The organism is Methanomassiliicoccales archaeon LGM-DZ1, from assembly GCA_030168595.1.
Lineage (GTDB): Archaea > Thermoplasmatota > Thermoplasmata > Methanomassiliicoccales > Methanomethylophilaceae > Methanomethylophilus.
Window position 1 is genome coordinate 950627 of record CP115556.1, and the last position, 25170, is coordinate 975796.

16 protein-coding genes are annotated in these 25170 nt (G+C 62.2%); 5 read left to right on the forward strand and 11 right to left on the reverse strand.

What is annotated here, in order from left to right:
• Positions 1 to 44: 44 nt before the first annotated feature.
• Together O8W32_04575 and O8W32_04580 are read right to left on the reverse strand one after the other, a co-directional pair.
• Positions 45 to 1718, reverse strand: coding sequence for an AAA family ATPase (locus O8W32_04575; protein ID WII08452.1), 1674 nt, complete (start codon positions 1716 to 1718; stop codon positions 45 to 47).
• Between the two features lie 157 nt (positions 1719 to 1875).
• Positions 1876 to 3624 carry an AAA family ATPase gene (locus O8W32_04580; protein WII08453.1) on the reverse strand — a complete coding sequence of 583 codons (1749 nt, stop codon included), beginning with the start codon at positions 3622 to 3624 and terminating at the stop codon, positions 1876 to 1878.
• Between the two features lie 158 nt (positions 3625 to 3782).
• On the opposite strand from O8W32_04580, the gene hypB reads away from it, so the two are divergent.
• From hypB to O8W32_04600, 4 genes are read left to right on the forward strand one after another with little or no spacing between them, the layout of a single operon-like run.
• Positions 3783 to 4442, forward strand: a complete 660-nt coding sequence (gene hypB / locus O8W32_04585) for a hydrogenase nickel incorporation protein HypB (GenBank protein WII08454.1) — start codon at positions 3783 to 3785, stop codon at positions 4440 to 4442.
• Between the two features lie 2 nt (positions 4443 to 4444).
• Positions 4445 to 5773 (forward strand): phosphoribosylamine--glycine ligase, encoded by a 1329-nt coding sequence (purD, locus tag O8W32_04590; protein ID WII08455.1) that lies wholly within the window; start codon positions 4445 to 4447, stop codon positions 5771 to 5773.
• On the forward strand, positions 5770 to 6585 hold the full coding sequence (locus tag O8W32_04595; GenBank protein ID WII08456.1) for a tRNA pseudouridine synthase A: 816 nt from the start codon (positions 5770 to 5772) through the stop codon (positions 6583 to 6585). The genes purD and O8W32_04595 overlap by 4 nt, the downstream gene beginning before the upstream one ends.
• The gene (locus O8W32_04600) at positions 6582 to 7172 is read left to right on the forward strand and encodes an RNA-binding protein (protein ID WII08457.1); all 591 of its coding nucleotides are present in this window, start codon (positions 6582 to 6584) and stop codon (positions 7170 to 7172) included. Before O8W32_04595 ends, O8W32_04600 begins: the two co-directional genes overlap by 4 nt.
• Before the next feature lie 97 nt (positions 7173 to 7269).
• On the opposite strand, the gene O8W32_04605 is transcribed toward O8W32_04600, so the two are convergent.
• The 3 genes from O8W32_04605 to pyrF form a co-directional block, all read right to left on the reverse strand.
• A complete protein-coding gene (locus O8W32_04605) occupies positions 7270 to 8046 on the reverse strand; it encodes a hypothetical protein (GenBank protein ID WII08458.1) in 777 nt (258 codons plus the stop codon).
• Positions 8043 to 14084 carry a hypothetical protein gene (locus tag O8W32_04610; GenBank protein WII08459.1) on the reverse strand — a complete coding sequence of 2014 codons (6042 nt, stop codon included), beginning with the start codon at positions 14082 to 14084 and terminating at the stop codon, positions 8043 to 8045. Before O8W32_04610 ends, O8W32_04605 begins: the two co-directional genes overlap by 4 nt.
• A 147-nt stretch (positions 14085 to 14231) precedes the next feature.
• Positions 14232 to 14882 (reverse strand): orotidine-5'-phosphate decarboxylase, encoded by a 651-nt coding sequence (gene pyrF / locus O8W32_04615; protein WII08460.1) that lies wholly within the window; start codon positions 14880 to 14882, stop codon positions 14232 to 14234.
• A 53-nt stretch (positions 14883 to 14935) separates the two neighbouring features.
• Here pyrF and O8W32_04620 point away from each other — a divergent pair, with 53 nt between their 5' ends.
• Positions 14936 to 16000, forward strand: coding sequence for a radical SAM protein (locus O8W32_04620; GenBank protein ID WII08461.1), 1065 nt, complete (start codon positions 14936 to 14938; stop codon positions 15998 to 16000).
• A gap of 126 nt (positions 16001 to 16126) precedes the next feature.
• Here the strand turns inward: O8W32_04620 and O8W32_04625 are convergent, their stop codons facing one another.
• The 6 genes from O8W32_04625 to O8W32_04650 are packed head-to-tail and all read right to left on the reverse strand — an operon-like array spanning position 16127 to position 25080.
• Positions 16127 to 16570 (reverse strand): NusA-like transcription termination signal-binding factor, encoded by a 444-nt coding sequence (locus O8W32_04625; GenBank protein ID WII08462.1) that lies wholly within the window; start codon positions 16568 to 16570, stop codon positions 16127 to 16129.
• Positions 16571 to 16574: 4 nt separating this feature from the next.
• Positions 16575 to 16856, reverse strand: a complete 282-nt coding sequence (locus O8W32_04630) for a 50S ribosomal protein L30e (protein ID WII08463.1) — start codon at positions 16854 to 16856, stop codon at positions 16575 to 16577.
• On the reverse strand, positions 16853 to 18313 hold the full coding sequence (rpoA2, locus tag O8W32_04635; protein WII08464.1) for a DNA-directed RNA polymerase subunit A'': 1461 nt from the start codon (positions 18311 to 18313) through the stop codon (positions 16853 to 16855). The genes O8W32_04630 and rpoA2 overlap by 4 nt, the downstream gene beginning before the upstream one ends.
• A gap of 2 nt (positions 18314 to 18315) precedes the next feature.
• Positions 18316 to 21150, reverse strand: coding sequence for a DNA-directed RNA polymerase subunit A' (locus tag O8W32_04640; GenBank protein ID WII08465.1), 2835 nt, complete (start codon positions 21148 to 21150; stop codon positions 18316 to 18318).
• Positions 21147 to 24806 carry a DNA-directed RNA polymerase subunit B gene (locus O8W32_04645; GenBank protein ID WII08466.1) on the reverse strand — a complete coding sequence of 1220 codons (3660 nt, stop codon included), beginning with the start codon at positions 24804 to 24806 and terminating at the stop codon, positions 21147 to 21149. Before O8W32_04645 ends, O8W32_04640 begins: the two co-directional genes overlap by 4 nt.
• Before the next feature lie 7 nt (positions 24807 to 24813).
• The gene (locus O8W32_04650; protein WII08467.1) at positions 24814 to 25080 is read right to left on the reverse strand and encodes a DNA-directed RNA polymerase subunit H; all 267 of its coding nucleotides are present in this window, start codon (positions 25078 to 25080) and stop codon (positions 24814 to 24816) included.
• Positions 25081 to 25170: the final 90 nt, after the last annotated feature.

The following is a 25170-nucleotide window of genomic DNA, read 5'->3' on the forward strand; positions in this document are numbered from 1 at the left end:
GCGCGCAGGAGGGAGACTGCCGCGGTCCGGGCGTCCTGCCGCCCTTATGCCGGCCGCCTGTGCTCCGAGAGGCCGTCCGCATGCCCGGCGAGGACCTTCACGTCCTTCCCGGCGAAGGCGACACCGTATGTTAGGACCTCGCCCTTCAGTCCGGCGCAGTACCTTCTGGCGCTTATCTGGCCGAGCGCCTTCCGGGCGGCATCTTCCGCCTGCCCGATGCCGGCCGTGCGCTTGATCTCGATGATCACGCTCGGATGCTCCGGAGAGGAGCTGATGATGCGGATGTCGGAATATCCGTCCCCGGATTCGCGGTCGGCCTCCACCCTGAAGGTGTCTCCCAGGCTCATGAGCATGCCCGCCACCATCGTCTGGTAGGCGTGCTCCGAATCGAACACCCTGACGCTGAAGGACCTCTCCATCATCTCGCGGAGGCAGTCTTCCATCGCCGCACTGTCGTTGGCCAGGACTGCTTGGCAGAACCCGTAGACAGGGCCGTGTTCGATCTCCAGTTTACCGAGGGCGTTGAGGAACTTCTCCGCGTACACCGAACGCATCTCCTTGTTCGGTATCGACAGCCTGTATCCGCCGCTCGGGACCTTCTCGGCACGGAGGTACCCTGAAGCGGCCATGACCGAGTATATGCTGCTCCCCCCGTGATCCGGTGACAGGTCATCGAACGTCACGGACATGCTGAGATCTTCGGCCGCCATCCCGCCGGAGCCCAATTTCATGATGTCCTCATACGTTTTCCGGTCCGTCTTCGCGATGAGGGTATCGATGATCCCGTTCTTGCTGGTCCCGGCCCAGTAGCGGTCCGGGACGAACTTCCTGCTGACATAGTTCAGGACGCTCCAGGGGTTGTACACATCGGTATTGCCGAACCGGTACCCGTCGTACCACTCTTTCGCCTCGGCGAACCTGTCCGGCGCGCCGAAGTCCGCGCACATCTTCTTCACTTCTGCTTCGGTGAACCCGACCGTATCGTCGAACCCGGTCGACAGAATGTTGTCGACGTACAGGTTGTTCAGGCCGCTGAAGATGCTCTCCTTGGAGAGCTGCATCACCCCGGTAAGGACCGCTCTGTCGAGGTAGTCGTTGCCTTTGAGCGCGCTCGAGAGGAACCTGCGGAAGAAATCGGTGATCTCACGCAGTTCCGGATTCCCGTACGCATTGTTGATTGGCGCATCATACTCATCGATGAGGATGACCGCCTTCCTGCCGTAATGCGCTTCCAGCATCTCGGACAGCTGCTGGAGCGAGATCATGACGTCGGCCTTCCCCACATCCATGTCGCAGTACCTGCCGTAGAGCTTTATCTGATGAGAGCTGAGCTTATCTGAATCTTCCAGTTCCCGATATCTCCTGAAGGCCGCGCTCATATCGGTGCGCGCAACAGTTACCGTTTCCTCGGCAGTCGCTGCCTCGAAGTCCTTCATATCCAGGCGGATCACCGGGGATGCGTTCTTCATCGGGTCATCAGGCCTCAGGTCCGAGATCTTCAGCCCGTCGAACCAAGTGTTGCCCTTGTACTTCAGATTGAGATATGCATCGATCATGCTCAGGTTGAGCGATTTCCCGAAGCGCCTGGGTCTTGTGAAAAGGAGGGCCTTGACCCCTCTCATCCTCAGGATCCTGTCGATGAGCTCCGACTTATCGACGAAATATGCGCCGACATCGCGCACGTCCTTGAAATCGGAATTGCCGATCGCCGCTTCCATGGATTTCCAATCGATTGCGCTGTTTATATCGATGCTCTTCTTTTCCGTACCTCTGTCGGTTCCGTTGTGGCAGGCCATAGCAGAACGATGTGCCGGCAGACGGTATTTCAGCAGGAGATACGGCAGTCAGCGGGAACTCCGTATCTCCTGTTTCTCATCAGGCTTCGGGCGATCGGTTCTCGGGTGCAACAGTCTCCGATGCGATGGAGACGTCCTTCCCGGCGAATGCCGCACCGTAGGCGAGGACCTCGCCCTTCAGTCCGGCGCAGTACCTTTTGGCACGGATCTGCTCGAGGGCCGACTGTGCCAGGGACTCTGCATCGGCTCCGTCTTTAGCGCGCTTGATCTCGATGATCACGCTCGGATGCTCCGGAGAGGAGCTGATGATGCGTATATCGGAATACCCGTCCCCGGATTCGCGGTCGGCCTCCACCCTGAAGGTGTCTCCCAGGCTCATGAGCATGCCCGCCACCATCGTCTGGTAGGCGTGCTCCGAATCGAACACCCTGACGCTGAAGGACCTCTCCATCATGTCCCTGAGGCTGCTCTCCATCGCCGGGACGTCGTTCGAAAGGACCGCTTTGCAGAGATTCTCAACCGGGCGGCTTCCGACCCTGAGCCTATCGAGGGCGTTCATGAACTTCCTCTTGTACACCGAACGCATCTCCTTGTTCGGTATCGACAGCCTGTATCCGCCGCTCGGGACCTTCTCGGCGCGGAGATAGCCGGTGGCAGCCATGACCGAGTATATGCTGCTCCCCCCGTGATCCGAAGACATGTCATTGAACGTCACGGACATGCTGAGATCTTCGGCCGCCATCCCGCCGGAGCCGATCTCCATTATGTTCCTGTAGGTCTCGCTATCCGCCTTCCCGATGAGGGTGTCGATGATCCCGTTCCCGCTGGTCCCGGCCCAGTAGCGGTCCGGGACGAACCTCCTGCTGACATAGTTCAGGACACTCCAGGGGTTGTACACATCCGTGTTCCCGAAACGATATCCGTCGTACCATTCCTTCGCTTCCAGGAATTTCTCGGGAGCGCCGAAGTCCGCGCACATCTTCTTCACCTCTTCTTCGGTGAACCCGATCATGTCGTCGAACTCGGTCGACAGTATGTTATCGACGTACAGGTTGTTGATGCCACTGAAGATGCTCTCCTTGGAGAGCTGCATCACGCCCGTCAGGACGGCTCTGTCCAGGGAATCGTTGCCTTTGAGCGCGTTCGACAGAAGCCTGCGGAAGAAATCGATGATGCTGCGAAGCTCCGGATTCCCGAATGCATTGTTTATGGGAGCATCGTACTCATCGATGATGATCACCGCTTTCCTGCCGTAGTGGGCCTCAAGCATCTTCGACAGGCGCTTGAGCGAGAGTTCGACTTCATCCTCCTCAACTTCTCCTTCGGAATATCTGGTGTAGAGCTTCCTCAGCGCCGGGCTGAGCCTCTCTGAGTTGTCCAGTTCCGGGTGGTCCATGAAGACGTCGGCAATGACCGCACGAGTGCTGGCTATAGCTTTATCGCATGTGTCTACCCCGATGCAGCCCAGATCCAGGCGAATCACCGGGGATGCGTTCTTCAGCGGATCGTCAGGCCTCAGGTCTGAGATCTTCAGCCCGTCGAACCAGGTGTTGCCCTTATAATTCAGGTTCAGGTACGCGTCGATCATGCTCAGGTTGAGCGATTTCCCGAAGCGCCTGGGTCTTGTGAAGAGGAAGACCTTGGCGCTCTCCATCCTCAGAATCCTGTTGATGAGCTCCGACTTATCGACAAAATATCCGCCCTTGTCACGTACGTCCTTGAAATCTGAATTGCCGATCGCCGCATCCATGGAACTCCAATCGACTGCGTTGTTTATATCGATGCTCTTCCCCTGCTCTGTACCGATGCCTTTCCCGTCTTTGCTCATGGCGTGACAGCTTACATGCGTACGGTATTTCAACCGGGGGTGCGGCAGTCAGCGGGGACAGGCGGGGCGAACATCTCCGGAAGGGACGGGGGCATGCGGATGATGTTCCGCAGACCGCCCTCTCAACCTTTAATTGCCATGAGTGTAATCACGCGTGCATGCATATAATACAGGCCGGGATGGAGACCGATGTCCTGAAGAAGAACAGCGACCTCGCCCACGGCATATACCACCGCTTCAAGGAGAACGGGATCAGGTCGGTGGACTTCATGGGCTCCATCGGCTCCGGGAAGACCACCCTGATCTGCGAGATGGGGAAGCGTCTCGCGGCCGCCGGGAAGAGGGTGCTCGTGATCGCCGGCGATGTGACCGGCGACGACGACTTCAAGAGGTTCAGGGCCGCCGGGCTCGATGCGATCAACTGCAACACCGGCAAGGAATGCCACCTCGAGGCCCACGACATAAACAGGGTGCTGGACGGCGTCGACCTATCGAAGTACGACATCGTCATCATCGAGAACGTCGGCAACCTCGTCTGCCCCGCGGACTTCCCGCTGGGCACGGACTACCGCGCGGTGGTCATCTCGACCACCGAGGGCGACGACATGGTGAGGAAGCACCACCAGATCTTCCTCCATTCGGATATCGCCGTCCTGAACAAGATGGACATAGCTGACGCCGTCGGCGTCGACCCGCAGGTCATCATCGGGGACTACGCGAAGCTCACCGGCGGGGTCAAGAAGATAATCACTGCCTCGGCGAAGAAGGGCGAGGGCGTGGACGACGTCATCGCGGCGCTGGGGCTGCTGGAGGCATGACGATGGGAATCAAGATACTGACAGTCGGCGGAGGCGCCAGGGAGCATGCCGCCGTCGAAGCGCTCTGGCGTTCCGGAGCGGAGATCTACGCCGTGATGAAGAACACCAACCCCGGGATCGAGGCCAGGTCCAAGAAGGTCCTGAACACCGACGAGGACGATGTCGACAGCATCTGCGACTTCGCGCTCAACAACTTCGTCGAGTACGCCTTCGTCGGCCCCGAGGCCCCCCTCGGAGCGGGCGTCGTCGATGCCCTGGAGAACATGGGCATCAAATGCGCCTCGCCCACCAAGGCCGCGGCGAGGATCGAGACCTCCAAGACGTTCATGAGGAACCTCGTCGAGAAGTACGGCATCGACGGCAACCTCAGGTACGCGAGCTTCGACAGCGAGGAGGAGGCCGTGGAGTTCGTGAAGAAGGTCGATTACCCCGTGGCCATCAAGCCTGTCGGCCTCACCGGCGGGAAGGGCGTCAAGGTCCAGGGGGACCAGCTGGCCAACCTCGACGAGACCGTTGCGTACATCCGCGAGATCTTCGAGAACAACGTGGGCGGCGGGAAGGTCATAATCGAGGAGAAGGCCGAGGGCGAGGAGTTCACCCAGATGGTCTTCGTGAACGGGACCGACGTCATCCCCATGCCCCTGGTCCAGGACCACAAGAGGGCCTACGAGGGCGACAAAGGGCCGAACACCGGGGGCATGGGCTCCTACTCCGATGCCGACGGCCTCCTGCCGTTCGTCACGGCCGAGGAGAGGCAGAAGGCGATCGACATCGACCTCGCCATCGTCAGGGCCCTGGACAAGGAAGGGTGCCCCTACCGCGGCGTGATGTACGGACAGTTCATGCTCACCAAGGACGGACCCAAGATCATCGAGATCAACGCGAGGTTCGGCGACCCCGAGGCCATGAACGTCCTCACCTCCCTGGAGACCAGCTTCTCCGACATCATCAAGTGGGAGGCCGGCAAGGGCCCCAGGCCGGACGTGCGCTTCGCCCCGAAGGCGACGGTCGTCAAGTACGTGGTCCCCGAGGGCTACGGGGTCAGCCCGGTCGCCGGGCACACCATCGCCATCGACACGGACGCCATCAACAAGGTCGGCGCCGTCGTCTACTACGGCAGCGTGTACAAGAACGACGGGAAGCTCGTCACCGGGACCTCCAGGGCCGTCGGCATCGTCGGCGTGGGGGACACCATCGCCGAGGCCGAGGAGAACTGCGAAGCCGGCCTGAAGTACATAAAGTGCGAGGGCTCCTTCGTCCGCCACGACATCGGGACCCAGGCCCTCATACAGAAGCGCATAGACCACATGAAGGCCATCCGCGGCGCATGAGGCGCTACCTGGTCAAGGTCGCATACCTCGGGGAGGGCTTCAGCGGATCGCAGGCCCAGCCTCCGGAGACCGGCCTGAGGACGGTCGCCGGCGAGGTCCGCTCGAAGCTGCTCCTCACCGATCATGTGCCCGAGGACAGGATAGACCTCAGGTTCGCCAGCCGCACCGACGCCGGAGTCTCGGCGCTCGGCAACGCGATAGCCTTCTACACCGAGTTCAAGGACCCGGAGACCATGCTCCGGGCGCTCAACTCCGTCTCCGACGGGGTCTACTACCTGGCATACCGCGAGGTGGACGATGCCTTCAACCCGAGGATCGCCGACAAACGCTATTACAGGTACTCCTGCCCCGCCGACCGCATGGACCTCCCGGCGTTCAGGGAGGCGGCGGAGCTGTTCGAGGGGCATCACGATTTCAAGCGTTTCGCCAAGAACGAGACCGGGAAATCCACAGTGATGGCGATAGACTCGGTGAACGTCAGGCTCCGCGGGAACATCATCGAGACCGATTTCTGCGCGAACTACTTCCTTTGGAACCAGATACGCAGGATAATGGCCGCGGTGATGCAGGTGGGCCTCGGGATGTCCTCGCTGCAGGATGTCAAGGAGATCCTCGCCGGCAGGGACGGGACGTTCGGACTGGCCAAGCCCGAGGGGCTCACGCTGCTGGACGTCACCTTCCCGGGGGAGGGCTTCACTTTCCCCGAGGAATGCCCCTATTCCCGCCGCATCGGCCGCGACCTGTTCAGGGACGGGCTGCGCTCCGGGTTCCACAGGACGCTGATGGACAGGTACAGGGAGGAAACAGGATGAACGGACTGGAGAAGGAGACAGCGGAGGTCCAGGAGGCCCTTTCGGAGCTCGAGGCAGCGGAGGAGCGCGCGTTCAGCGGCTCCAGGGCGATCATCAGGAAGACCAAGACGGCGATCCATATGATCCATGTCGGCAGGAGGGACCCGGAGCTCATAGATTCCATCTCCGGGGACCTCGCCGCCCTGACGGAGAGCCTCATGGCCCACCCCCAGCTTATCTTCGGAGAACATGTGCAGTCGGCGATGGCCGAGTTCGCCGAGACGGCGATCTACGACAGCGCTCTGAGGGGAGCGGAGATCCCCGGGCATGAGCTGCTCGACGTCACCCCCGCCGCCTGGGCCCTGGGGCTGGGAGATGCCGTAGGAGAGCTCAGGAGGGACATGGTCCAGAACCTCGCCGACGGGAACACGGCCAAGGCCAGGGAGGTGTTCGCCTCCATGGAGATGCTCTGCGACGCGCTCATGTCGCTGGATGTGAAGGATTCCGTCGCCCCCGTGAGGAGGAAGCAGGACCTCGCGAGGCAGCTGGTGGAGCGCTCCCGTTCGGAGATCGCGACGGCGGCCGTCATGTCCGCGGCGCAGAGATGATGTCCCAGACATAATGGGTCCGGCGGCAGGGATCCTGCCGTATTTTCCAGAAATTCAGAATAATGCCGGGGAAATGCCCCCCGGGAAAAGGTTTGATTCAGCGCCTGGCCTTGGGCTTCCCGTAGTTCTTGACGGGCTTCCTGTAGATCCAGATGAAGACGATGATCAGGATGATCACTATGAGGGCCATCAGGTACGACTGCCAGTTGCTGTCGTCCTGATTGTAGTAGAACGTCTTCTCGCCGGAGACGACTGTGGAGCCGTCGGCCGAAGCGACATAGTAGGTGTGCTTGCCGGAGCTCAGATCGGAGTCGTAGTAGCCGTAGGTGAGAGTCTGGGACTTGCCGGGCGCGATGCTCAGCGATGTGCTGCTGTCCTCGATCATCGTCCCGTCCACATAGAAGTAGACGTTGGTGCTGATGCTGACAGAGCCGGTGTTCTCCAGGGTCATCGAGAGAGTGATGGGCTCGTGGACCCCGATCCTGACCGAGTCGGTATAGGTGAGGGTATCATCACCTAGTTTCTCGGTCCAGGTCACGGTAAGGGTGTACTTGCCGGTCGTGGTGGGCGCAGTGACCTTCAGGGTCGCCGACCCGCCGTTGGACAGATCTCCCGAGCTGGGGCTGACCGCGCTGCTCTGGGTGGTCCCGGAGGAGTTGGTCAGCTTGGCCTCGTACGATATGGCGGACGGGTCGCCGGCAGACTCCGTGAAGGAGATCGTGAACTCCAGTTCGCCGCCGGTCTTGGTGTCTGTGTCGTCGGCCGCCGTGACCGAATGGTTGGCGACGCTCTCGGCATCGGAATCCGGGCCGCTGAGGACGGCCGCGAATGCCAGGGCGGCCATGACGGCCGCCAATACTGCGATCAACTTCACTTTCTGCGTGAGAACATCCCCCTCTTGCTTCCGCTGTAGACCATCATGAAGATGATGATCACAGCGATGACCGTCAGAGCCCAGAAGGTGCTGCTGATACCGGCCTCGCTGTTGTCTGCATCGCCGCCGCTGACGCTGCCGTCAGTGGTGCTGATGCTTCCGGTCTGGTAGGTCAGGGTCGTCTCGGCGATGTCTCCGGTGACGGTCACACTGGCCGCGTTGGTTGCATCGCCCAGGGTGTTGACCAGGGTGATGTAGACAGGAGTGACGGAGTCTCCGGCCACGACGACGCTCGCCGTGTCGCCGGAGGCCAGCACCTTGCTGATGCCGCCGTACTCGATCACCATCTGCCACCCGTCAGGCAGGCTTGCCGACGGTGTGAGGCTCACGGTCTTAAGGCCCATGCAGGTGTTGGTCACCGTGACCGCGTACCTGTACGAAGCGCCGGTGTACTGCGACGGCAGGGCGCTGTCGCCGGAGGTGACGATCGTCACCTCGCCGGTGTCGCCGGTGCGTGTGAAGGTGTAGTCGGAGGTATTGCCGTTCCTGTACTTCTCCAGGCAGATCGCTCCGACAGGCAGGGTGTCGGCCAGGGTCCCGTCGGAACTGTAGACCGCCACCTTCAGGCTGTCGGTGAACGCACCGACGGAGTCGGCGCTGTAGATGCCCTTGACCTCGGTCTCCGTGCTTCCGTTGGCGGGAACGAGGATGAAGTACGCCTTGTTCAGGGTGAGGCTGCCGCTTCCGATCAGATAGTACACAACATCGTTGTCGGAGTTGTTGTAGATCTTGATCTTGACAGTGGCTTCTCCGTCTGCGAACTGCGCAGATGTCACATCGGCAGGGACGGTCCCGGTGTAATCGGTGTTGAACACCTTCGAGTCCGAAGCGTACACGGGGTTGTAGGTGATGCTGCTGTCATCGTCCGCATCGACAGTGGTCTTGGACACCGAGCTGACCTCGGTGAGCGTCGAAACGGCCTCGATGACGGTATCGCCGGAGTTCCCTGCGTAGACCGAGAAGGCCGCATCGTCGCTCTTGGCGATGCCTGCGAACGCGAAGTACAGGGTGTACGAATCTCCGGCCTCGTCCTTGGGCAGCTCGACAGTGTACCTGCCGTCGGACGGGGACACGAATGCCAGGACAGCGAAGTTCTTCGCGGCCAGGGTACCGGATCCGCTCGCGTAGAACCCTGCGGCGACGACTCCGTCGGCATCGGTGCCGAGGGACCCGGTGACTGTCACCGTGTCGTATGTCGTTGTGAGGTCGGCGGTCGTTCCGGAAGCGGAGGAGGAACCATCAACTGCGGCGGTCGCGGCCTTGCTGTTCAGCACGGCCTTGATAGTGTAAATCTCGTCGTATGACTGCTTGGCGAAGTAGTACCAGACGGTGGTGACGCCGTCGGTTGTGCTCTCCGATCCGGTCCAGTAATTGTCGGACAGGGTGTAATCGGAGTAGCCGGGCAGGAACGAGAGGTGGGCGGACAGCGAATCCACCGTGACGGTCGCTCCCTGGGCGTACGTGACCTTCACCGGGACGATATCGACGGCTTCTCCGTCAAGGACTGCCTTGCCGGAGTAGCTGCTGCCATCGTACTCGTAAACGATGTACACGGTCGTGGAGGTGAAGTACTGCTGAGCATTGCTCTGATCGCTGTCATCACTGATGCTGATGGTGTACTGCCCGGGCATCAGCTCCGGGATGGCCCCGGAAGTGTCGTAGGACACGGTGTAGGTCCCGTCGCTGTTGGATACCAGCGTGTAGACGTTGGCAGATGTCCTGGTGGACTTCAGCTCGTACTGGACGGCGCTGCTGAGGGAGATCAGGTTGCCGTCGGAATCGTACAGCGATATAGTTCCGCCGTTAGCGGCCACAGCGTTCACGGTCTGGCTCCCCGTAGAGGACGAGGAGGTGCTGACCGAGAATGTCAGAGACTGGCTGGAGTTGGACGAGACCTCGGAGAAGGTGTGCGAGTAGTCCTCCGTCATTGTGAACATGCCTGTGTTGCGCAGATCGTCCTTGAGCACCTTCACGGTGGCATCGGATCCCTGGGGGACCCAGATAACAGCCCTTCCGGTGGAGGAGGAGCTGGTCCCGCAGTTGGTGAGGACGGTGAAGGAGTAATCGGTGCTGTCGACAGTGACGGTCGCCGAGACCCCCACGTAGGGCAGGTAGTTGTATGACGAGGTGGAGGTCCTGTTGGTGTTGGCGCTGACCGAGAGGGTGACGCTGTAGGCAGAGACCAGGCTGATGTCGCAGGTCGCATCGCCGGAGACGGCCAGAGTGCCGTAATAGACCTCGCTGCCGCCGTAGGCGTAGACAGTGTAATCTCCGTCGGGCAGGTAGGCGGTGTAGGCGCCGGTGCCTGAAACAGAGGCATAGGTGAACACAGCGCCGTCGCTCTTGATGAAGACGACGGTCGCGTTGATCTTCTGGCCGTCGGCCTCGGAGACAGTACCGGTGACGGTGCGGGCATCGTACTCGGTGAGCGCAGGGCTCGACGAGGACGCGCTGAAGACTGCGTAGGCGATCTTGCCGGCGGACAGCTGGTACGCAGTGTACGTGTTGCCGGTGACCGTCATGGGCAGGTAGGCCGTGGAGCCGTCGGTGCGGCCGGAGAACCCGACCGCCGACACGACGGCATCGCCGGAGAACCCGGAGACCGTGACCGACTCCGCCGGGTAGGCGGCGATGGTCATGGTCCTGTCGGACCCGCTCGAGGACATGGTGGTGTTGGATGAGGAGGAGCCGTAGAGGCCGTCGGAGGCGACCGATCCGGCGTAGGTGCCGGCGGTCACGTAAATGACGGCCTTGCCGTCCGCTCCGGTGGTCCCGGTGTAGGAGATGCCCGAAGTGGTCTCGGTCAGGGTGACCTCGGTGCCGGAGGCGTATCCCTGGGTCAGTCCGTTGGTGACTGTAACGGTGACCTTGCCGCCGGTGAGCGCGATCCTAAGATCGGAGCCGTCGCCGATGATGACGGTGGCGGTTCCGACGGTGGTCCCGTTCTCGGAAGTGACGGTCACAGTGTACTTGTCGGGCAGGATGCCTGAGGTCAGGCCTCTCAGGTCGAGCGTCCCGCTGCTGACAGGCACGCTGTATGTCTTGCCGCTGGCAGTGCCCTCGAGGAGGGCGGTGCCGCTGATAGATGACTCTGTGCCGCCGACAGTGATGACTGCGGAGGACGGAGTGACGGCAGTGACGGTCAGGTTCAGGCTCGTCGAAGTGCTGGAGTCGATGACCGTAGTGGACAGCGCGACGCCGTCCCTTCCGCCGGTCGATCCGGCGTACAGGACGAGGTAGGAGTCGGAGCCGGCCGGGACATGCACGGTAAAGGTGCCGTCGGAGGCGGTGTAGGCTGTGCTTCCCCTGACATATGTCCCGAGGTTGCTGTCGTAGGTGTAGACGGAGGCCCTGATGCCCTCGACGGCGCTGCCGGAGGCGGTCACGGTGCCCGTATAGGTCTCGGTCGTGGAGCTCGCATCGTCGGCGGTGTACTCCAGGAGCATGACACTGGACAGGTAGTTGATGACCCCGCCGTCGGTCTTCTGCTTGGCGATGGCCTCGTAGGCATCCATCTCAGTCCATCCGGAGGAGGAACTGGTGGCGCTGTCGTCCGCATTGTACATGACGTGCCAGTAGGCGATCTTGAATCCGTCGATGCCGGTCAGGGGCTTGACGGTCACGTCGCTGCCGGCGGCCGCAAGCGCGGAGAGCAGGGCGTACGAGTTGCTGTACCCGGTCGCGTCGATGCCGATGAGGGCGTTCCAGAGGAACGTCTCGTACATGGCCGAGGTGTAGCTCGTGTAGCCATAGTAGGCGTTGTAGCTGTAGAAGTAGGTCGGGGCATTGTAGTTCCCGGCGGAGTACTGGCCGAAGTAGGCCATGGTGGAGAAGGAGGAGCTGTCGCCGTAGTAGAGGGGCAGCATGCTCCCGTCGAGCTCGATGTACTGGATCCCGGTCCTGCCCGACGCTGCGCATACGTCATGATAGAGCGCCTGGATCTGGGCCTCGGTGAGGTTGGCCGTGAGGTAGTGGGAAGCGGCGTAGTACACCGCGTTCTCGGAGGTCAGCGAGTTCAGCTTGATGCCGGAGTGGTCTGAGGAGCTGTTGGCGATGGCCTCGCGGGCGGCCGAGGGGTCGTCCACGAGATTCTCGAAGATCTCCGCCTTCGTATCGTCGCCGAAGACGCTCTTGATGACGCTGTCGAACCAGGCGGCGTCGTGGTTGAGGATCATCCTGATGGTCATCACGGCGACCGTGTTGGCCGATGAGCTGCCCAGGTAGATCTGGGACATCGGCACGGTCCCGCCGCCGTTGGAATCGGTGACGCTCTTGAAGCCGGCCTCGGCCGCGTAATCGGAGTTGGAGATCCAGGTCACGATGCCTCCGTCGACGTCCTGGGTCGAGTAATAGGACCAGAGGGCGGACGACTCGGAATCGTCGGAGGTCTGTATGTCGTAGCTGAGCCCGCCGAAATAGCCGGCCTTCTCGTCGTTGGAGGGCGTGGCCGCATCCGCTGCCAGGACGGCATTGGGGACGGCGACCAGGAACACCGCGATGAGGACGGTGGCCAGCGGGAAGAACTTCAGGGACTTCCTGGCGCCGGCCTTGAAGCCGTTGCCACGGAGGGACCTGAAGTATGATTTCAGGTCCACCGCCCTGATGACCTTCACCGAGAGGATGCCGCACCCTGCCGCGAAGGCGGGGCCGGCGAGGACGGCATAGCTGCTGTCGAACCATCCGACGAAGAACATCGAGAAGATGTACAGCAGGGAGAAGCCGTACAGCCTGGAGGAGGCGTGGGCCCTGTACCTGTAGAGCATCCAGCATCCGAGGATGAACGGGAACCAGAGGGTGAGCCAGCCGTAGTACGATGCCATGTCGGAGATCGAGGTCCTGGTCGCATTGTCGGCAAGGTCCTCCATGAGGGTGCCGCTGTAGACGCTGTTGCCGTGGAATATCGCGTGCGAGAGGTCCCCGTCGAGGAACATGATGACGACGGCGACCGCGACGATGACGACGGCGAAGACGGGGATGGTGGCCACCCAGGGCTTCTTGGCAACGCAGGCGAAGGCAGTGGCGTATATTGCCGTGAGCACACCGAGCACGACCGCTCCGGAGGCAACGGCATCCCACTGGCCGACCGCACCGTACCAGACTGCGGCGCAGATGATGCCGGCCGCGAGGATGATATCGGCGATGGCGACGGCGGGCCACATGTCCCTGCCGGAGATGCGCTGGACGATCAGCGATATGCCCAGGATGACGGCGATGACGACGAAGATCATCCAGAATCCCGTCCAGGAGAGGACGGTGATCCCGAACATGACGGCCGCCAGGACCGTCGGAACGAGGACCTTCCTGTCCTTCAGCACGCCCTTGGGTCCGCTGGGCTGGCCTTCATCGGCGGCCTTGAGGGCGCACAGGATGAAGTAGACCATCAGGGACGCGAAGAAGCAGATGAACGCGAACCCGGAGCCGCTCGAGAAGGGAGTGGTCATTATGATGAGGCCGAAGAACGCATAGAAGAGCGCCGAGACGACACCTACCACACGGTCCTCGCGGTACATCTTCTTGCCGATGCCGTAGATCACGATGCAGGTGAGGGCACCGAGTATGGGCGCCGCCCAGGCGATGGTCCCGGCTGCCGCGGTGCGGTCCGAGATGCCGAAAGCCGTCACGATCTGCGCTATGCCCGCCATGATGTAATCGTAGGCCGGCCCGTAGGCGCTCACAGACCCGAACGGATAGTTCAGGGAGGCGACGCTGGACGGGTCGTAGGTGCCCGCCATGATCTCCATGACGATGCGGAGGTTGCTGCTCGCGCTGCTGCCGCCGGACAGGGCGTAATTGTCGCCGGCGGAGATCCCGTACGCGTAGACGAACCTTACCAGGAAGGCCGCCAGAACGATCACGAACAGGGAAAGCGGGAGCCAGTGCTCTTTGAGCCAACCTATGCCGCCTTCGCTCTTGACAGCGGGTGCGGCAGGGGCTTCGCCCTCTTCGGGCGAGGCTTTTCCTTTTCCAAATATGCGCATTTTCGAATCTCCAATTATAAATCGGAATGCGCAAACATGCAGGACTTGTTATTTATACGTTCAGGGCGCGTAATTATAATAAATACAATAGGAAAGGCCGGACCCGGAACGGAATCGGCGCCTGCCGCGCCGCATTTCCCGTCTGGGTCATAGCGCCGAGCGCACGTCGGCGGCGAAGGCGCGGGCGGCGGCCGCTGGGTCCTCCGAACCGTAGATGGCCCTGCCGACTATGACATAATCGGCCCCGGCTTTGATCGCTTCGGCGGCCGAGCCCCCCTGAGCACCGACACCGGGGGAGAGGATCTCCATGCCCGGGCCCGCGATCCTCCTGATGGCGGCGATGCGGTCCGGACGGGTGGCGGGGGCGATGAAACCCTTCACGCAGCACTTCACGCCCATCTGTGCCAGCTGCTCTGCGACCGGGGCGGTGAACTCCTTCCCTCCGGGATGGCTCATCTCGGTGACAGCGTAAACATAGCCGCGTCCCTCGGCGGTCCTGACCGCCTCGGACAGGGAGTCGGAGCCGGTGAAGGCATGGACGATGACCCCGGAGGCCCCCCTCTTAAGTGCCAGATCAACGATCAGATGCACCGTGTTCGGGATGTCGGCGACCTTGAAATCGCAGATGACGTCCGAACGCTCCGAGAGCTCGGTTATCATCTCCGGCCCGGCGGAGAGTACCAGGGGCCAGTTTATCTTGATCGCGTCCACTGTCCCGGAGACGGAATCGGCCACGGAAAGCGCCTTCTCACGGTCGGTCTCGTCAAGTGCCAGTATGACACGGCTGCTCTTCTTCATCTGACATTCCATCCCCAGAACATTATTAAAACTTCGCAAGCGTTTGCCGCGCCATGGCCTTTGTGAGGTTCGATTCGGGCTCGGCCGCCAACGGCCCCCTTGCCGAGGGATGCGAATACTGCACCAGAGGATCCAAGATGGTCCTGTTCGTCACCGGCAGGTGCCGCGCCGGGTGCTTCTACTGCCCGATATCAGAGAACCGCAGGACCTCCGGGTCCGTGTACGCCAACGAAGGGCCGGTCTCCAACGACGACCAGGTCATCGAGGAGGCTGAGGCGATGGACGCGGAAGGCACCGGGATCACCGGCGGGGACCCGTCCGAGGACATGGAACGGACCCTCCATTACATCCGCCTCCTGAAGGAGCACTTCGGCCCCGGCCATCACATCCACATGTACACGGCCGAGATATCCCTGGAGAAAGCGCGGATGCTGGAGGAGGCGGGCCTCGACGAGATCCGCTACCACCCGATAGAGGCGCGCTGGAGGAACATGGAGTCCACCGAGCTTGCCGAAGTCGTGTCCGGGACCGGGATGGACGTGGGCATAGAGATCCCCGCATTGCCTGGGCGCGTGGACGACATGGCGGCCATGCTGAAGTACGCATTCTCGGCAGGCGTGAAGTTCGCCAACCTCAACGAGCTGGAGTTCAGCGAGACCAACTGGGACATGATGGAGAAGCACGGCTACGAGGTCAGGGACGAAGTGTCATCTGCAGTTAAAGGCTCGGAAGAGGCCGCGCTCGCGGTCATGAAGGCCCTGCCGGACCTCCCCATCCATTTCTGCAGCTCCCGCTTCAAGGACGGCGTCCAGCTGAGGAACCGCCTCAAGCGCAGGGCGGCCAATACGGCCAGGCCCTACGATGTGGTCACCGAGGACGGGACCCTGATCAAGGGCATAATCTACGCCGATGACCTCGATGCCGCCGCCGGCCTGCTGAAGGATGATTTCGATGTGCCGGACGAGCTCATCTTCGTGGACCGGGAGCGGAACCGCATCGAGACGGCCCCCTGGGTCTTGGAGGAGATCTGCGGGGACCTCCCGTACAGGTGCTACGAGACGGAGGAATACCCGACCAGGGACAGGCTCGAGGTCGAGCGCACTCCGCTCAACCGATGATGCCCTCATGGCCGGCCGAGGGCCTGCCTATGGACCAGACTTGATGCTGAGAGAGAAAAGAGGCGGGGCAGGGCCCCGCTGAAAGGTTTTGCTTCTCCACCTTGGTGAAGACCGGGGGCGCCGGCCTCACTCTACGCTCAGGCTCTGGATATCGTGATGCCTGTTGACGATATCCCTGGCTATGCGCAGGTTCCTGCCGGCCTTTCCGATCGCGCGGCCCTTGAGTTCGGGATCCACGGTCACGGTAGCGTGATTGATGTCGCCGCGTTTCTCGATGACGACCTTCTGAGGCTTGTAGACATGGAAGACGTTCATGACGAACTGGGCGGGGTCGTCTGAGTACTCCACCACCTGGATGTTCTTCCCTGTGATCTCCTTCAGCTTGATGACGTGCTCCCCTTTCTTGCCCACGGCTATGTTGCCCTGGCCCTTCTCCACTACGAAGACGAGCTTGTCGGGCGTGTCCATGCAGTCGACCGCGTTGGTGTGGGTCAGCTGCTGGAACAGCGCGATGTAGCGGAGGGTGTCGTCGGTCAGGACGATCTCCTGCTTCGAGTTCTCGGCGGACATTTTCTCACAGCGTTAAGATGTTGGAAGTGCCCTTGTCGATGACGGCAAGCGCTGATACGGAGAACGGCTTTCCGCAGAGGGCCCCGAGCTCCATGTTGTTCCCGTCGTAGACGTGGGTCTTGACGGAGGTCTTCTTCAGCGAGTCGGAGGGGCAGTTCTTGGAGATGATGATCATCTGGGCCTTGCCGGACTTGACCGCTTTCTCAGTCTGGTCCACTCCGAACTCGACCTTTCCGGTCGCGATGGCTGCTTTCAGTGCTTTGGATATGTCTACTTCTTCGCTCATTCATTTTCCCCCTTTTTCTTCTTGGGTGTGTAGATTAGCTTGACTGCGCCGGTTCCTAGGGTCACCGGCTGACCCACTATGATGTTTTCGGTGACTCCCTCGAGATGGTCCACCTCGCCGACGGTCGCCGCGTGCAGCAGATGCGCCGCGGTGATCTCGAACGCCGCCCTGGCAAGGACGGAGGACTTCTTTCCGGAGACACCGTGCCTTCCGATGGCCCTCACGGTGCCGTCGTTGGTCATGACGTCGGCCACGAGCATGACGTGCCTGACGTCGACGTCCAGACCTGCGTGCTCCATGGTGGTCATCGCCTCATGGATGATCGAGTTCCTGGCGGCCTCGATGCCGAGGACGTCGGCGACCTCCAGGACGGAGTTCGTCATGACGTTCTCGGCCTCGACGGACTCCAGCTGGAGGACCTCCTCGAGGTTGCTCCCCTCGGTGACGATCTCCCACTTGCCGGTGGCCTTGTTCATCTGGAGGATTGCCCTCTGGATGCCCTCGACCCCCTTCAGCTTGGCGTTCCTGACGGCGTCGTACATCTGCTGGAGCTTCTTGAAGGAAGGCTCGTCGGAACCGATGACGATGTCGTAGTCCTGCCTGGTGACCATCCCGCGGACGGCCTTGATCTTGTTCAGCTTCTCGACGATGTCGTCGATGGTGAGCCCGCGCTCCTCCATCTTCCTGGCGTCCGGGACGACGATCAGCTTCTGGTTGGTGATGTCGGTCTCGATGCTGGCCACGTCGATGAGGGAGGTGATCTCGATCTCGGACGCCACGTGCTTGGCCACGCCCTCGTCCTCGGCGGCCAGGCCCTTCAGGGGTATGGTCATGGACGGGGTGGACGGCTCGCGCCTGGCGTCGACGATCTCGATGATCCTCGGCAGACCCTCGGTGACGTTCACGTTCGCGACACCCGCGAAGTGGAAGGTACGGAGGTTCATCTGGGTGGCGGGCTCTCCGAGGGAGTGCGCCGCCATGACTCCTGCGGACTCGTTCTGGTCCATCAGGTGCGAGGTGTACATCCTGTTGGCGACGGTGATCAGCTTCTCGCAGGTCTCCTCGGGGAGGTCCGCGCCGCTGACCCTCTTGGCGATGTCGCAGACGATCTTCATGGGGAGCTTGATCCCCAGCCTGTCGGCGATCGCGAAGAGGCGTTTCTCCATGTCGGTGTACTCGTGCGGCCTGTAGATCTCCTCAGGGGGCTCGCGGACGGCCTCGGGCTGCGCCGCCTCGGGCCTCGCCTTCTTGGAGGGCGAAGATGCCCTGGCGGGGCGCTTGCCGATCTTCATGATGATGTCCTCGGCCTCGGCCTCCTCGATCCCCAGCTCCGCGAGGGCGGGCGCCCCGGCGGATGCAATGCTCCCGAGGGTGGTGTACCTGGTCAGGATGAGGGCGGCGGCCTCCTCGCTGACGCCTCTCTTGACAAGCGCCGCAATCGTGTCCTTCTTCGCCATCTTCACTCGCCTCCGTCGTAGTCGTCGTCTCCGCCCTCGTAGTCCTCGGTGGACTCTCCGTCCTCCGACTCCATGTCGTCGGAGTCGATGGTCTCGAGGTCCTTCTCGCGGGCGCCGTAGTTGCCTCCGGAGCCCTCCTTGGCGTCGACGTTGAGGAACTGGTCGGCGTTGTCGCCGAGGACCTCCGCCAGGAGGTCGTTGAGGTCGATCGCCTTCCCGCGCACGGCGCGGGAGGGGTCGATGCCGTCCTCTCCGTACCTGAACTGCACGATGGTGCCGACGGTGTTCCTGACGGTGCCGTCGGCGGTCAGTTTGAGGTCCTCCAGCGCGGAGATGAGCCTCCTCTGCATGTAACCGGACCTGCTGGTACGGACGGCGGTATCGACCAGTCCTTCCCTTCCTCCCATGGCGTGGAAGAAGAACTCGGTCGGGGACAGTCCGCTCTTGTAGGAGTCGGCGCAGAATCCCCTGGCGTAGGCCCCGAGGTCCCCTTTGTGGAAGTGGGGGAGGGTCCTGTTCCAGTATCCTCTGGAGATCCTCTCACCGCGGACGGACTGCTGACCGACGCACCCGGCCATCTGCGAGAGGTTCAGCATGGAACCCCTGGCACCTGTCTTGGCCATGATGACGGCGGGGTTGCTCCATCCGAGGAAGTTACCGGCGATGTTACCCGCATTGTCACGGGCCTGGGCCAGGGTCCCCTGGATGTTGACCTCCAGGGTGTCCCTGAGCGACCTGCCGGGCATCTCCTTGAGGGTGCCCTCCCTGTAGGACTCGACGAGGCTGTCCACCTTGGCGATGTCCTCCTGGGTGGAGGCGTTGATCTGGTCGATGGCGTCCTGCGGGATGTCCTCGTCGCCGATACCGGTCGAGAACCCGTGGTCCATGATGGACCCGAGGCACAGCCTGGTGACCTCGTTGAGGAACCTGGCGGCGCGGTCTGCCCCGTAGTCGCGGGCGATGCGCTCGAGGATCTTCCCTTTGGAGTTCCCGATGCCTTTCTCGTCGATGGTTCCCATGAGGAGCTGCCCGTTGCGGATCTTGACGTACCCGTCGGTGGGGCAGTTCTCCTTCAGGCAGGCTCCCTGGCACTGGCAGACGGACGCCTTGTAGGTGATGTTGAAGTCCGGGGGCAGCACGAGGCTGAACAGCTGCTTGCCGGTCCAGTAGGGCTCGCCGCCCTCGTCCACGCCGGCGGGCTCGGGGACCTTGATGTCCGGGAGCTTCATGAGGATGTTCATGGCCTCATAGCGGTGGAAGTGGGGCCCTCCGTTCTTGCCGTGGGTGAGGAAGTAAGCGCCGGTGATGTGGTCGTGGATGGCGCCGATGATGGGCCCTCCGTACCTGGGCGAGAGGATGTTCTCCTGCACCTGCATGAGGATCCTCGCTTCGGCGCGGGCCTCCTCGGACTGCAGGACGTGCAGGTTCATCTCATCGCCGTCGAAGTCAGCGTTGTACGGGGCGCAGTCGCAGAGGTTGAACCTGAAGGTCCTGCCGGGCATGACCCTCACGCGGTGGGCCATGATGGACATCCTGTGGAGCGACGGCTGCCTGTTGAACAGGACGACGTCGCCGTTCATGAGCTGCCTCTCGACGGTGTAGTCTATGTCGAGGCCCTCGGCGACCTCCTCGGCGTTGTGGTCGGTGACCTTGATCCTCCTGCCGTCGCCCCTGATGACGTAGTTGACGCCCGGGATGTATCCCTGGGACTCGTCGGGGGTCGGGCCCCTCTTGACGTACTCCCTCATGACGTCGATGTTGTGGACGTTGACGATGACCGGGACGGTCAGCTCCCTGGCCGCGATGACCGGGACTCCGACCTCGTTGATGGACAGGTTGGGGTCGGGGGAGATGACGGTACGCGAGGAGAAGTTCACACGCTTACCGGACAGGTTGGACCTGAACCTCCCCTCCTTGCCCTTCAGCCTCTGGGCGAGGGTCTTGAGGGGCCTGCCGGACCTGTGCCTGGCGGGAGGTATCCCGGAGGTCTGGTTGTCGAAGTAGGTGGTGACGTGGTACTGCAGGAGCTCCCAGAGGTCCTCGACGATCAGCTGCGGGGCGCCCGCGTCGCGGTTCTCCCTCAGCCTCTGGTTGATCCTCAGGACGTCGACCAGCTTGTGGGTCAGGTCATCCTCGGACCTGTCGCCGGAATCGAGGGTGATGGAGGGCCTGACGGTCACGGGGGGCACGGCGAGGGCGGTGAGGACCATCCACTCGGGCCTGCAGGTGGCCGGGTCCATTCCCAGGGCCCTCAGGTCGTCGTCGGGGATGCGCTCGAGCCTCTCGCGGACCTCTTTGGCGGTCAGCTTGTGGTTGTCGGAGACCTCCCTGAAGGTGGTGGGCTTGTCGAGCTTGATCTTGATCTGCTCGGCGCCGCAGTAGGGGCAGACCCCTTTGGAGGACGCGTCCTTGGCGACCTCTTTGGAGTACAGCTTCTGGTCGATGGTGTCGCCGCCCATGTCGAGGATGTCGTCCATCCTCTTCTGGCGGGCCTTTATCTCCTCGGGAGGCAGCATCAGCCTGCCGCAGGAGCGGCAGGTGGACTCCAGCATGAGCTTTATGTCCTTGATGAAACCGACGTGGATGACCGGCATGGCCAGGTCGATGTGGCCGAAGTGCCCGGGGCACTCGTCGAGCTTGAGCCCGCAGGTCTTGCAGCGGAGCCCGGGCTCGATGATGCCCATGTGGGGGTCCATGAGGCCGCCCGCGATGGGCCATCCCTCGTCATCGTAGGTGTCGGCGGTGATGATCTTCACCGCGGACATCCTCCTGATCTCGTCGGGCGAGACGCAGGAGAACTTGATCGAGCCGATCTTCTTTGTGATGTTCGAGATCATGAGAGATCCTCCAGCTGAAGCCTCATGGCCACACCCAGCGACAGCAGCTCGTCCATGAGGAGCTTGAACGCGTAGGATGTCTGCACGAGGTAGATGCTTGTGGTGTTTCCGCAGACCGGGCAGCGGAGCTGGCCGAACCTGTTCATCACGGCGATGTGGCCGCACTTGGGGTTGCCGCAGACGTACTGCTGGGTACCGTCGGACTCGTCGAGCAGGCGGTCCTTGATGACCATGGCGGCGCCGTGGCCGATGAGGCAGTCGCGCTCCATCTCTCCGAACCTGAGGCCTCCCTGCCTGGAACGTCCCTCGGTAGGCTGCCTGGTGAGTATCTGCACGGGCCCTCTGGACCTGACGTGGAGCTTGCCGCTGACCATGTGGTGCAGCTTCTCGTAGAAGATGACGCCGGTGTAGACCTCGGTCTGGATCATGCGCCCGGTCCTGCCGTCGTACATGATCTCTTTTCCGCTCCTGTTGAAGCCGTTCCTGACGAGGCCGTCGCGGATGGACTCCTCGTTCTCGCCGGAGAACGCGGTACCGTCGATGGTGCGGCCCTCCATGGAGCCGACCTTGCCTGCGATCATCTCGAGCACGTGCCCGACGGTCATACGGGACGGGATACCGTGGGGGTTGACGACCAGGTCGGGGGTGATTCCGTCGGTGGTGAACGGCATGTCGCACTGGTCGACGAGCCTGCCGACGACTCCCTTCTGCCCGAACCTGGAGCAGAACTTGTCGCCGAGCTCGGGGATCCTCTGGTCCCTGACCTTGACGCGGACGAGCCTCGATCCGTTCTCGCTCTCGGTGAGGATGACGGAGTCGACGTATCCCTGCTCCCCGGGCCTGACGGTCACCGAGGTCTCGCGCCTCTTCTTGGTCGACATGAAGTCGGTCTCCTCCTCGAGGAACTTCGGGGGCGAGGTCTTGCCGATCAGGACATCGCTGCCGGAGACGAAGCACTCGGGGGAGATGAGCCCGTCCTCGCCGAGGTTCTGATAGGCCTCGTCGGCGCGGACTCCCTCGATGTCGGGCGAGGGGATCTCGAAGTGGTCCTCCTGCCCTCCGGGGTACCTGCGCTCCTCGGCGCGGTAGGACCTCATGAAGGTGGTCCTGCCGAGGCCGCGCTGCACCGAGGACTTGTTCATGACGATGGCATCCTCGATGTTGTAGCCGTGGTAGGAGAGGACGGCGATGCAGAAGTTCTGCCCTGCCGGCCTGTACTTGTATCCGATGTAGTCCATCGCCTGGGTCTGCACCATGGGGACCTGCGGGTAGTGCATCAGGTGGCCGCGGGTGTCGGGCCTGATCCTGTAGTTGGAGGTGGCCACTCCCAGGGCCTGCTTGGCCATGGCGGCGCCCATGGTGATACGGGGCGCGGAGTTGTGCTCGGGGTAGGGGACGATCCCTGCGGCGACTCCGATGATGATCATCGGGTCGACCTCCATGTGGGTGTAGTCGCACTTGCCGTCGGGGCCGATGATGTTGCTGGGGACCCTGAAGGTCTTGTGGCACCAGCGGCAGGTGAGCTCGCACTCCCTGTCGGCCTTGCCGACGTTCATCCAGTCGACATCGGTCTCCGAGAGGGCATGGCCGCACTCGGGGCACCTGGCGGGCAGGTCGTACGGCGAGACGAGGACGAGGGAGTCCTCTTCCTCCTCGGCGTCGAGCCACTCGAGGATGCCGTCGCGGAACAGGTCGTCCCAGGAGATCTTCCCGTCGCGGATGCCCTCGATGTGCTTCCTGGTGAGGACGGTCCTGCCGTCCTTGAGGACGAGCAGGGGCCTCCTGAGCCTTCCGTCGTCGGAGTTGATGATGACCTCGCCCATCTCGTCGTCGTAGCGGATGTTGATGTCCTGGGATATCAGGCCGTACCTCCTGCGCTCCCTGATCTCGGAGACGAGCTTCTCGGGGTCGGGGTAGGTACCGACGAGGTTCCCGTTGACGAAGACGCGGGTGCTCTCGTCGTTGACGGAGGCGAGCCCGAACTCCCTGAGCATCCTGATGACGTCCTCCTCCGGGTAGGACTCGGAGACGTTGATGATCAGGGCGGCGTTCTTCACCAGGCCGCAGTTCTGTCCCTCGGGGGTCTCGGAGGGGCAGAGCCTCCCCCACTGGGTGGGGTGCAGGTCACGGGCCTCGAAGTGGGGCTGGGACCTGGTCAGGGAGGAGGTGATCCTCCTGAGGTGGGACACGGACGACATGTTGGAGGTCCTGTCGAGCAGCTGGGAGACACCGGCGCGCCCGCCGACCCAGTTGCCGGTCGCGAGGGCGTGGAGCAGCTTGTGGGTGAACAGGTCGGGCCTGATGCTGGAGGCGACGGAGAAGTCGGACTTCTTCCTGCCGACGTTCCTCTCCATCTGGTACTTGAGGTCCTTCATGAGGCTGGAGAAGCTGGTCCTGAAGAGGTCCTCCATGAGGTCGCCGGACAGCTTGAGCCTCTTGTTGGCGTAGTGGTCCTTGTCGTCGGCCTTCCTGAGCCCGAGCGAGAGCTCGAGGACGGACTTCGCGATCCTGCCGAGGTAGATGGCCTTCTTCATGCGGTCTTCCTTGGAGTCGCCGAGGTGGGGCAGCAGGGACCTGTCGAGGATGGACTCGACCTTCTTGATCCTGTATTCCTTGGCCTGGCCGGCGGCGAAGTTCCTCTCGAGGTAGAGCAGGGCGTCCTCGGTGGTGTGGTATCCGGGCAGGATCTTGTCCTGGGGCCCGGGCGGGGACTGGGTCACCGGCAGGTTGGTCTTCGAGTTGATGTCGAAGGACCCCTCGATGTTGGCGTAGACGATGTTCGCCATGCCGTCATCGGAGACGATGGTGTCGTAGATGTCGGAATCCTTCTCCATGCCGAGCGCCTTCATCAGGGCGATCAGGGGGATCTCTCCGTTGACGACGGGGACGGAGACCATGAGGGTGCCGTCCTTCTTCTTCTCCACCTGGGTCAGTGCGCGGTAGCCCTCGCGCTGGGAGAAGACCTTGGCGGTCTCGACGGCGGCGCCGTAGCGCTCGTTGTACTCGACCATGACGCGGTTGGGGGCGAGGTCCTCGAGGGTGATGAGCACCCTCTCGGTCCCTCCGATGATGAAGTACCCTCCGGGCTCCCTGGGGTCCTCCTTCTCCTTGATGAGCTCCTGCAGGTACTCCTCCTCGGTCAGCTTGCGCTCGAGGCGCTCCTCGATGCTGGCGCGGCAGAGGTTGCATCCTTTGGACTTCACCATCATGGGGAGGTCCCCGATGTGGACCCAGCCGTCGTTCTCGAGGTCCTGCCTGATGCCGTCCTCGTAGACCTCGAAGCGGACGTACACCGGGGACATGTAGTTCAGGTTCCTGAGCCTGGCCTCCATGGGCGAGATGTCGTGCTTGTATCCGTTCGCCTCGTTGATCTGCGGGCGGTCGATCCTGATGGTGGGCTTGGACTGGGGGTCGATGGCGCCCTCGTCGTTCCTCGCCCTCCCGATGACGATCTCGATGTCCCTTCCGCCGGTCTTCTCGGGGTCGAGCTTGATGATGCCCCTGACGGCGTCGTCCGTCGGCACCCTGATGTCGTCGACGATCCTCTGCATCCTGCTGTTGGGATTGTCGATCGTCGCCAGGAAGTCGTTGAAGGACTCGATGTGGTGGTTTACGATGTTCTTGTCCCTGAAATAAAGATTTACTAGGTCCCTCATTCGATTCTCACCCTTTGGTTACGAGCCTGTAGACGGTGAACTCCTGCGCCGTCTCCGACTTCCTGATGATCTTGACGATCCTTCCCTCGTCTATCGGCCCGTGGATCTGCTCGAGCACCCGGATGACCGCGTCCGTGGTCTTGATCTTGGGAAGCTGGTCGCGGGTGACGCCCAGCTTCTTCAGGACCTCCTCGGCCTCCTCTTCTGAGAGTAGATGGTGCTCGGGCACGAGATTGTGCCTGAGAATGTTGAAGGAGTCAGTTTCTGCTGCCATTTTTACACCTTTTATCGATAAAAGCCTCGGAAAACTCTGCCCGGTACGCAGGAGCCGTGTTTCCCAGAAATCAGTAGAATCATCCTCATA

Bases quoted from the DNA above. Each gene is read 5' to 3' on its own strand.
- O8W32_04575 (WII08452.1), bottom strand. From the start codon at position 1,718: ATGGAAGCGGCGATCGGCAATTCCGATTTCAAGGACGTGCGCGATGTC.
- O8W32_04580 (WII08453.1), bottom strand. From the start codon at position 3,624: ATGAGCAAAGACGGGAAAGGCATCGGTACAGAGCAGGGGAAGAGCATC.
- hypB (WII08454.1), top strand. From the start codon at position 3,783: ATGCATATAATACAGGCCGGGATGGAGACCGATGTCCTGAAGAAGAAC.
- purD (WII08455.1), top strand. From the start codon at position 4,445: ATGGGAATCAAGATACTGACAGTCGGCGGAGGCGCCAGGGAGCATGCC.
- O8W32_04595 (WII08456.1), top strand. From the start codon at position 5,770: ATGAGGCGCTACCTGGTCAAGGTCGCATACCTCGGGGAGGGCTTCAGC.
- O8W32_04600 (WII08457.1), top strand. From the start codon at position 6,582: ATGAACGGACTGGAGAAGGAGACAGCGGAGGTCCAGGAGGCCCTTTCG.
- O8W32_04610 (WII08459.1), bottom strand. From the start codon at position 14,084: ATGCGCATATTTGGAAAAGGAAAAGCCTCGCCCGAAGAGGGCGAAGCC.
- pyrF (WII08460.1), bottom strand. From the start codon at position 14,882: ATGAAGAAGAGCAGCCGTGTCATACTGGCACTTGACGAGACCGACCGT.
- O8W32_04620 (WII08461.1), top strand. From the start codon at position 14,936: ATGGCCTTTGTGAGGTTCGATTCGGGCTCGGCCGCCAACGGCCCCCTT.
- O8W32_04625 (WII08462.1), bottom strand. From the start codon at position 16,570: ATGTCCGCCGAGAACTCGAAGCAGGAGATCGTCCTGACCGACGACACC.
- O8W32_04630 (WII08463.1), bottom strand. From the start codon at position 16,856: ATGAGCGAAGAAGTAGACATATCCAAAGCACTGAAAGCAGCCATCGCG.
- rpoA2 (WII08464.1), bottom strand. From the start codon at position 18,313: ATGGCGAAGAAGGACACGATTGCGGCGCTTGTCAAGAGAGGCGTCAGC.
- O8W32_04640 (WII08465.1), bottom strand. From the start codon at position 21,150: ATGATCTCGAACATCACAAAGAAGATCGGCTCGATCAAGTTCTCCTGC.
- O8W32_04645 (WII08466.1), bottom strand. From the start codon at position 24,806: ATGAGGGACCTAGTAAATCTTTATTTCAGGGACAAGAACATCGTAAAC.
- O8W32_04650 (WII08467.1), bottom strand. From the start codon at position 25,080: ATGGCAGCAGAAACTGACTCCTTCAACATTCTCAGGCACAATCTCGTG.